Source organism: Weissella minor, assembly GCF_001437425.1.
Taxonomy (GTDB): domain Bacteria; phylum Bacillota; class Bacilli; order Lactobacillales; family Lactobacillaceae; genus Weissella; species Weissella minor.
The window spans coordinates 121,238-128,288 of sequence record NZ_JQCD01000031.1; the positions used below are offsets into that span (position 1 = coordinate 121,238).

Below are 7,051 nucleotides of genomic sequence, written 5' to 3' on the forward strand. Positions count from 1 at the left end.
AGTAAATAAAAACCCACGCGCATTTAATGCGCGTGGGTTTTTTGTGTTTAAAGATTAAAATCAGATAAAGTTAATTGAATTGGTGCGTGATCTTGACGAGCTCCTGTATCAATTACTTCAAAGCTTTCCAAATTTTCACGTAACTGTTCGGAAATCAGGTAATAGTCGATACGCCAACCAGCGTTGTTGATTTTTGATTGCTTGGCAATTTGTGACCACCAAGTATAAACACCAGTTGTTTCTGGTTCCAAAGTACGGAAGGTATCAACAAAGCCAGCAGCTAGCAAGTCAGTAAAATCAGCACGCTCTTCATCAGTAAAGCCTGCACTGCGGCGGTTAGTCTTGGGGTTTTTCAAGTCAATTTCTTGATGCGCAACATTGAAATCACCAGAGAAAATAACGGGCTTCTCGGTTGATAATTGTTGTACGTATTGAGTATAGGCATTATCCCAAGCTTGGCGATCTTCGAGTCGTGCTAATTCACGGCCTGAATTTGGGGTGTAAACCGTCGATACAAAGGCGTTTTCAAATTCTAGGGTAATAATACGCCCCTCTTGATCCATTTCGCCAGGTGCGCCAATTTCAGGCATTGTCACGGCAATTGGCTCAGTTTTAGAGAGCATCATTGTTCCAGAATAACCAGTACGGGCAGTACTAAAGTTTAGATAACGGTGATAGTCGGGGAAAAGTTCATCAAGCGCAGTCGCTTGTTTCTTAGTCAAGCCAGTGGGACGCAATTTTGTTTCTTGGATTGCGAGTACATCTGGTGCTAATTCAGCCAAATGTTGTAGGGTGGCCCAAGTCATTTCACCACGAGCTGACTTGTGTTCAACAGCGGCGTTAATACTATCGATATTCCATGAGATAAATGTTGGCATAGTTAATTGTCCTTTTTTACTTAATACAATTATTGTAAATGATTTGAATCAACAAATGCAAAAATGTAAGGGACATGCATAAATTTATAATTATTCATGTAATTGGTATATAGATGAGGATATGCACTTTTTAAAAATAAAACTGTTATGTGATTATTACAAAATTGACATGTACATCGCGGGTGTTGATTAGTACAATTCACTTACTAACTGGAAGCAGGTGTTGGCAGACAGTTAGGTATGGTTAAGATACTCGGTCATGTCGGGGGACGTGACGATTTGGTTTATTTACAAGGGGGAATGAGATGAACGCGGACAAGCTCAAATATATTGGCATTAGTATGATTAAAATCATGCTTGGAATCACAATGGCCTGGCATGGATTTGCTAAAGTGACGGATTTGCAAGGAACCGGACAGTTTTTTGCGAGTTTGGGATTACCAACTCAAATGGCTTTGATGATTGGTCTAATTGAATTAATTGGTGGAATAATGATGATTGCTGGGGTCTTGGTACCTATTGTTGCGTTGCTTTTTGTCGGTGTTTTGGCAGGAGCAATTGTCACTGTGAAACTTCAAAGTGGTTTCTTGAATGGTTATGAATATGAATTATTCCTACTAGTTGTTAGTGCTGGAATGGGATTGTTTTATGCAGATGATAAGTATCTTCAGCGTATGCTTGCAATTATTCGAAAGTAATTATTTTAAAAGCTGGACATTATGTTTATAATGTCCGGTTTTTTTGTGGCATAAAAAGAATTATATTCGCATATGCGTTATGAAAAAAAGAATTTAATAAATGATGACTAGTAAGAATTAATATATGAAAATAGGCGTACCGTATGATGATGATAGCCATTTTAGATGTATGTTTGTAGGTTTTTGAATGTTTAAACAATGAATTTAATCATTGTTTTGTATTTCTATAATATTTATAATTTGCTACTTGAATATTGACGTGGTATCTTTTGAAAAGTGACGTCACTAAAATTGCATAACTGAAGGAGCGATGAAGCAAATGAAGAAATTTCAAATGGTGATAATGTGTATGACAACGATCGGTGGCATGCATTTAGCGACAGAGGTTGTGACACCTATGATTGCAGAAGCAGCATCGGCGTCACCTGTATTTAAAGGAAAGCGTATTTCATGGAGCTATGGTCGTATAAAAGGAACCTATAGTTATTCAGCGGTGCAGACGGGTTATTTCCAACATGCAGCGACAGCTAATCAAACATTTTCAGGTTGGAAACGAAAGGGTGTTCCAGCTTATGCACAACAATACGTTGGTTTGCGTCGGGCGACAGCTTATTGGGCCTGTAAGTAGTGTTGATTAGTGATGAATAAGCGATTAAGTTTTTTGATAAAAGGTGTGATTTTGCTACAAGCAGTTTTGTGCTTACTGTTAACATTATTCCTGCTATCAAATAGTTATCATAAGACAGTTTTAGACTATGGAAAAAATGAAGTGAATGCATTTGATATTCATCTCAATAAGGTTGCTAAAGATCAATTAGAAGCAGTGCATGCTTATTTGGCAGATGGGGATGCATTCTTAATTAAAGAAAATTTAGTAGAAAGTGATCACGTATCCAAAATTGAAATTTCTGTGGGCGGAAATTTTAATCACGCTGTTGGGTTGTCCTTTTCAGGAATTAATTTGTTTAACAAGCAAGATTTACGCATGCTAAATAACGCGAATGCGACAGCCGTGTTAGGTCAAAATGAAGGCTCGGTTGATTCGATTAAGTCGATTCCTGAAGTGTTTTTGGGTCCAAGAATATATGTCGACCAATTTAATCCAGGCGATGTGAAAAATACTTTGGGAAATTATACAGTTGTTGGATTGGATTCAGCAGAGCAACAGCAGTTTATCAAAGAACTGTCACGGATTGCTGGTGTTTCGATTGATGATTTGTCTCAACAAAAAAGCGGATTTATCGACGAAAATGGCACAGCAGGGGATATCTTAAAAATATCCTTGCTTGTTGTTACGATTATTTTGGCCATACTTTTTGTCATTTATACGATTAGCGCCTTTGATGAAATTGGGATTTTGGCTTTGCTGGGTTGGTCTCGAGAGGCAATCTTTTTCAAAATGATGCAACCATTTTTACTTTTTAGCTTGCTATGTATAGTGGTTAATGTTGGGTTAGGTTATTTTATTTCTGGCATAAAACTCTCGGGGATTAGTTCGTACATCATGGCGGGTTGCATGAATCTTGTGTTAGTCAGTGTGATGTTGCTGCTGATTAATGTGATTATTCTCGCTTCGAATACGTTAAAGTTGATCAAAAAGATTATACCAGTCAAAACATTATATGGATTAGGCATGGGCGTTTATATTGCTTTAAGTATGGGGCTCGTTTTATCAGTTTTGGCTTTAGATGGACCAATTAAGGAAGTCCAACTAAATTATAAAATATTAACTTCTTGGCAGCATGTCGCAAATTATCAAACTTTAAAGTCTGTATCAGAAGGACAAGATAAAGGGTCATTATCTGGACTGCGACAGGAATTAGATGATGCTGTATTTCAATGGTATAAATCGATAGAAGGTGATACAGGTGTTTATTTAGCATCAGGACAATACTATACAAAAGCGTTACTAAAGCAGCTTGACCATGTAGGAGTGTATACGTCAAAGATGCCAGCTCAACCATTTTCACTTTTGAATTTTTCACCAAATTATGTCATTGACCATCATATCTACGATGATGTGGAGACAATCAGGTTAGCCAATAAGGGCGTTCGGGTGTATTTAATGCCCAAAAGTTGGGATGATAGCCGCGTGACTACCTTAAAAAACTGGTTGATTGAGAGTGATACGGATTCAGCAACAATCAAGACAAAATTTAATCAACAACCGGTATTTAAATTTATCAGATATGATGATAATCAGGATGTTTTTACATGGAGTTCAACACAACAAGCCCCTGTTTTAGATAAACATCCTGTTATGCTGATATCGACCAGCGAGAATATGAATGAAATGGATTATCGCAATCTGCGAACATCGACATTGGATGGTCCGTTAAAATTCAAAAATCAACAGACGCTCATGCAACACACTAAACCGTCAGATTTAGAAAAACACCAACTCAGTGATAATCATCTAAATTTTGTCTCTGTGAAAAAGTATGTGAATGGGCTTCAAAAAGATTTAAAATATACTATCGAACTATTTGGTGGTGCGGTGCTGTTTGTTATGTTATCGATGCTGCTGATTTTAATTGCCCTGGTGCTTATTTTTAATTTATCCAATCATAAGCTGATTTTTGTTAAACAATTGCTGGGATTCTCAAGGTCGGAGATTTACGGTTGGCTGTTTATCTTTATTAGCTTAGTGACGCTATTGCAAATGATTGGGGTGTGGTATGGTCGTTCAAAATTGGGACTAACACTTGTACCAATTAACTACAGCATGCAAATCATAATGATGATTGTTTATATAAAGCGCCGGAATATTATGAAAATGAAACGAGGTTAACATGAAAGCAGTGATTCAGTTTGAAGCTGTTCATAAATGCTTTTCAGAACAGCAAATCTTAAAAAATAGTCATCTATCCGTTTTTGAAGGTGAATTTGTTGCATTAGTAGGGCCATCTGGATCTGGAAAATCGACCATATTGAATATGATGGGGCTGCTAGATAGTCCGGATTCAGGGCAGATTTTGATTGATGGGAAAAAAGCACCTGCGATAGATAGTCGTCAAGCGACTAAAATACGTCGGAATACAATCAATTACTTATTTCAATCCTTTGCATTGATTGAAGAACGCACTGTACAAGAAAATTTGTTGCTTGCGATGCATTTTACCAAGCAATCTCAAGCAGCTAAGGCGGGCGCAATCTTGCAAGTCCTCAAGCTATTAGAGCTTGATCGTCGTTTGCATGATAGAGTCAATGTTCTCTCTGGTGGTGAAAAACAACGGATTGCTTTAGCTAGAGCGTTTTTGAAACCAGGTGATATTATTTTAGCGGATGAACCAACAGGTGCTTTAGATCCGCTTTTGGCTGAAAAAGCATTTGAATTACTACAAATGATGCAAAAGAAGTTTCATAAAACATTGATTATGGTCACGCATAATGTTGAACAAGCTAATCGTGCAGATAGAATCATAAATATGCAAGTAATGCGTTAATGAATTCTAAATGCGTCTGAAGTTAACATAAAGTCTATTGGTCTGACCAATAGACTTTTTTGTTTGTGTTGAAAAAAATTTTAAATCGATATAAATGAATCGTAAAAAATGTTTGCCTGTGACAGGAATAAATAGAGATGTTTTGAATGGGTGATTTGAATGGATTTTGGGAAACGAATAGCCTGTTGCATTATCCTTTGCATTTGTAACGTTATTGTAACAATAAAACGCTTAACAAGTGTTTTGACAGAAGTTTTGTTGCATGTTTGAAAAATAAGCGTAACATTATAGACATAAGTTGTCCGGTATAACCAAAGGAGTGGACATGATGATGAAAAAAACATGGTTAATCTTAGGAACAGTTGGTGTTGTAAGTTTAGGCGCTTGGGGTGTGAATGATGCGTCAGCTGAATTTGCGGTGAAGCATGACCAGCCAAATAGTGCGAAAGTTAGCAAAGCACATTCAGAAAATAAGCAGCAGGCAAGCAAAAATCAGACGATTGTAAAAACAGAGACCAATCAGCAGAAATCTGAGAAGAGCACATCTAAAGTCAGCAATGGGCAACGAAATAGTTCAAATGCAAAGCAAGTAAAGTCAGAGACCAAGCAACAACAAGTTAATAATAAGCAGGGCGTAACATCTGAAAATAGTACTTCTAAAGTAAGTAATCAGCAACAAAATAATTCAGCTAAAAAACAAGTAAAGACTGATAAACAACAAACTAAGAATACTAGTTCTAAAGTAAGTAATGGACAACGAGTCAGTTCAGATAAGAAGCGAACGAAGCAGAATCCAAATCAGAGTCAAGCACCTGTACAAGAAGGAAAAGCAAAGTTTGATATGTTATCATCAACAGATCAACTTGTTGCCTTGATTAGTAACACGTACGAATATACACAGTATGAAAAATTTACTGGAAGTCAATTCAAGATTTATATGGGTGTGCCAAATCAAATTGTGATTCAAGATGTTGGTGAAGGTACTGGTAGCTGGGTAGATCATACGGTCCGCATTACAGATAATCATGATGGAACCTTTACCCTTGCACGACCTACTTCGGATACGGCACGAAGCAATGCAGTTATGAGTAAAGACAATAGTTATTGGAAAGTTTATGGTACGACAACCAAGTACGATGTATTTGGTAGTTTTAACGGTATCAATGGCGATTCGCAAGCCAAAATTCGAAATAGTATCGATACCTCAACTCAAACAAGCGATTTTTCAACTTTACCAGCTAATCAAAATAGTGTGGTAACTTCAAATGAAACAAATACAAATCAGGGGCAAGCGCCCGCACAGGAAGGGAAAGCAAAGTTTGATATTTTATCGCCAACAGATCAACTTGTTGCCTTGATTAGTAACACGTATGAATTTACACAGTATGAAAAATTTACTGGAAGTCAATTCAAGATTTATATGGGTGTGCCAAATCAAATTGTGATTCAAGATGTTGGTGAAGGTACTGGTAACTGGGTAGATCATACGGTCCGCATTACAGATAATCATGACGGAACCTTTACCCTTGCACGGCCCGCTTCAGATATTGCCCGAAGCAATGCAGAAATGAGTAAAGATAATAGTTACTGGAATGTTTATGGTACGACAACCAAGTATGATGTATTTGGTAGTTTTAACGGTATCAATGGCGATTCGCAAGCCAAAATTCGAAATAGTATTGATACATCAACTCAAACAAGCGATTTTCCAATTTTACCAGCTAATCAAAATAGTGTGGTAACACCAAATAAGGTCGCGGCTTAGGCATATCATGATAGCAGTTTAAACGAGCATGTTCGTTATCACGAACATGCTTTTTTTTGCATAAAAAAAACACCATGCATTTAAGCATGATGCTTCTATCGGATAGCCCAACAGGGAATCGAACCCTGGATTCCGCGCTGAGAACGCGACGTCTTAACCACTTGACCATTGGGCCATGATGATAGATTTGGTGTGAGCTAACTCAACTGATAGCCCAACAGGGAATCGAACCCTGGATTCCGCGCTGAGAACGCGACGTCTTAA

The 7,051-nt window shown here is 37.5% G+C and carries 6 protein-coding genes and 1 tRNA gene; 5 read left to right on the forward strand and 2 right to left on the reverse strand.

Annotated features, from left to right (window positions below; all coding sequences use genetic code 11):
* Positions 1-47: 47 nt before the first annotated feature.
* Entirely contained in the window at positions 48-878 is an 831-nt protein-coding gene (locus IV67_RS08105; protein ID WP_057788861.1) for an exodeoxyribonuclease III, read from the reverse strand.
* A 305-nt stretch (positions 879-1,183) separates the two neighbouring features.
* Here IV67_RS08105 and IV67_RS08110 point away from each other — a divergent pair, with 305 nt between their 5' ends.
* The 5 genes from IV67_RS08110 (at position 1,184) to IV67_RS08130 (ending at position 6,787) form a co-directional block, all read left to right on the forward strand.
* Positions 1,184-1,576, forward strand: coding sequence for a DoxX family protein (locus IV67_RS08110; RefSeq protein ID WP_057788863.1), 393 nt, complete (start codon positions 1,184-1,186; stop codon positions 1,574-1,576).
* Between the two features lie 349 nt (positions 1,577-1,925).
* Complete coding sequence (locus IV67_RS08115; protein WP_157050318.1) at positions 1,926-2,204, forward strand: hypothetical protein; 279 nt, start codon at positions 1,926-1,928, stop codon at positions 2,202-2,204.
* A 12-nt stretch (positions 2,205-2,216) separates the two neighbouring features.
* Positions 2,217-4,367: an ABC transporter permease gene (locus IV67_RS08120; RefSeq protein WP_057788867.1), complete on the forward strand. Its 2,151-nt coding sequence runs from the start codon at positions 2,217-2,219 to the stop codon at positions 4,365-4,367.
* A gap of 1 nt (position 4,368) precedes the next feature.
* Positions 4,369-5,022: an ABC transporter ATP-binding protein gene (locus IV67_RS08125; RefSeq protein WP_057788869.1), complete on the forward strand. Its 654-nt coding sequence runs from the start codon at positions 4,369-4,371 to the stop codon at positions 5,020-5,022.
* 328 nt (positions 5,023-5,350) lie between these two features.
* A complete protein-coding gene (locus tag IV67_RS08130) occupies positions 5,351-6,787 on the forward strand; it encodes a hypothetical protein (protein ID WP_057788871.1) in 1,437 nt (478 codons plus the stop codon).
* A 103-nt stretch (positions 6,788-6,890) separates the two neighbouring features.
* On the opposite strand, the gene IV67_RS08135 is transcribed toward IV67_RS08130, so the two are convergent.
* Positions 6,891-6,962 (reverse strand) — tRNA-Glu (locus IV67_RS08135).
* Positions 6,963-7,051: the final 89 nt, after the last annotated feature.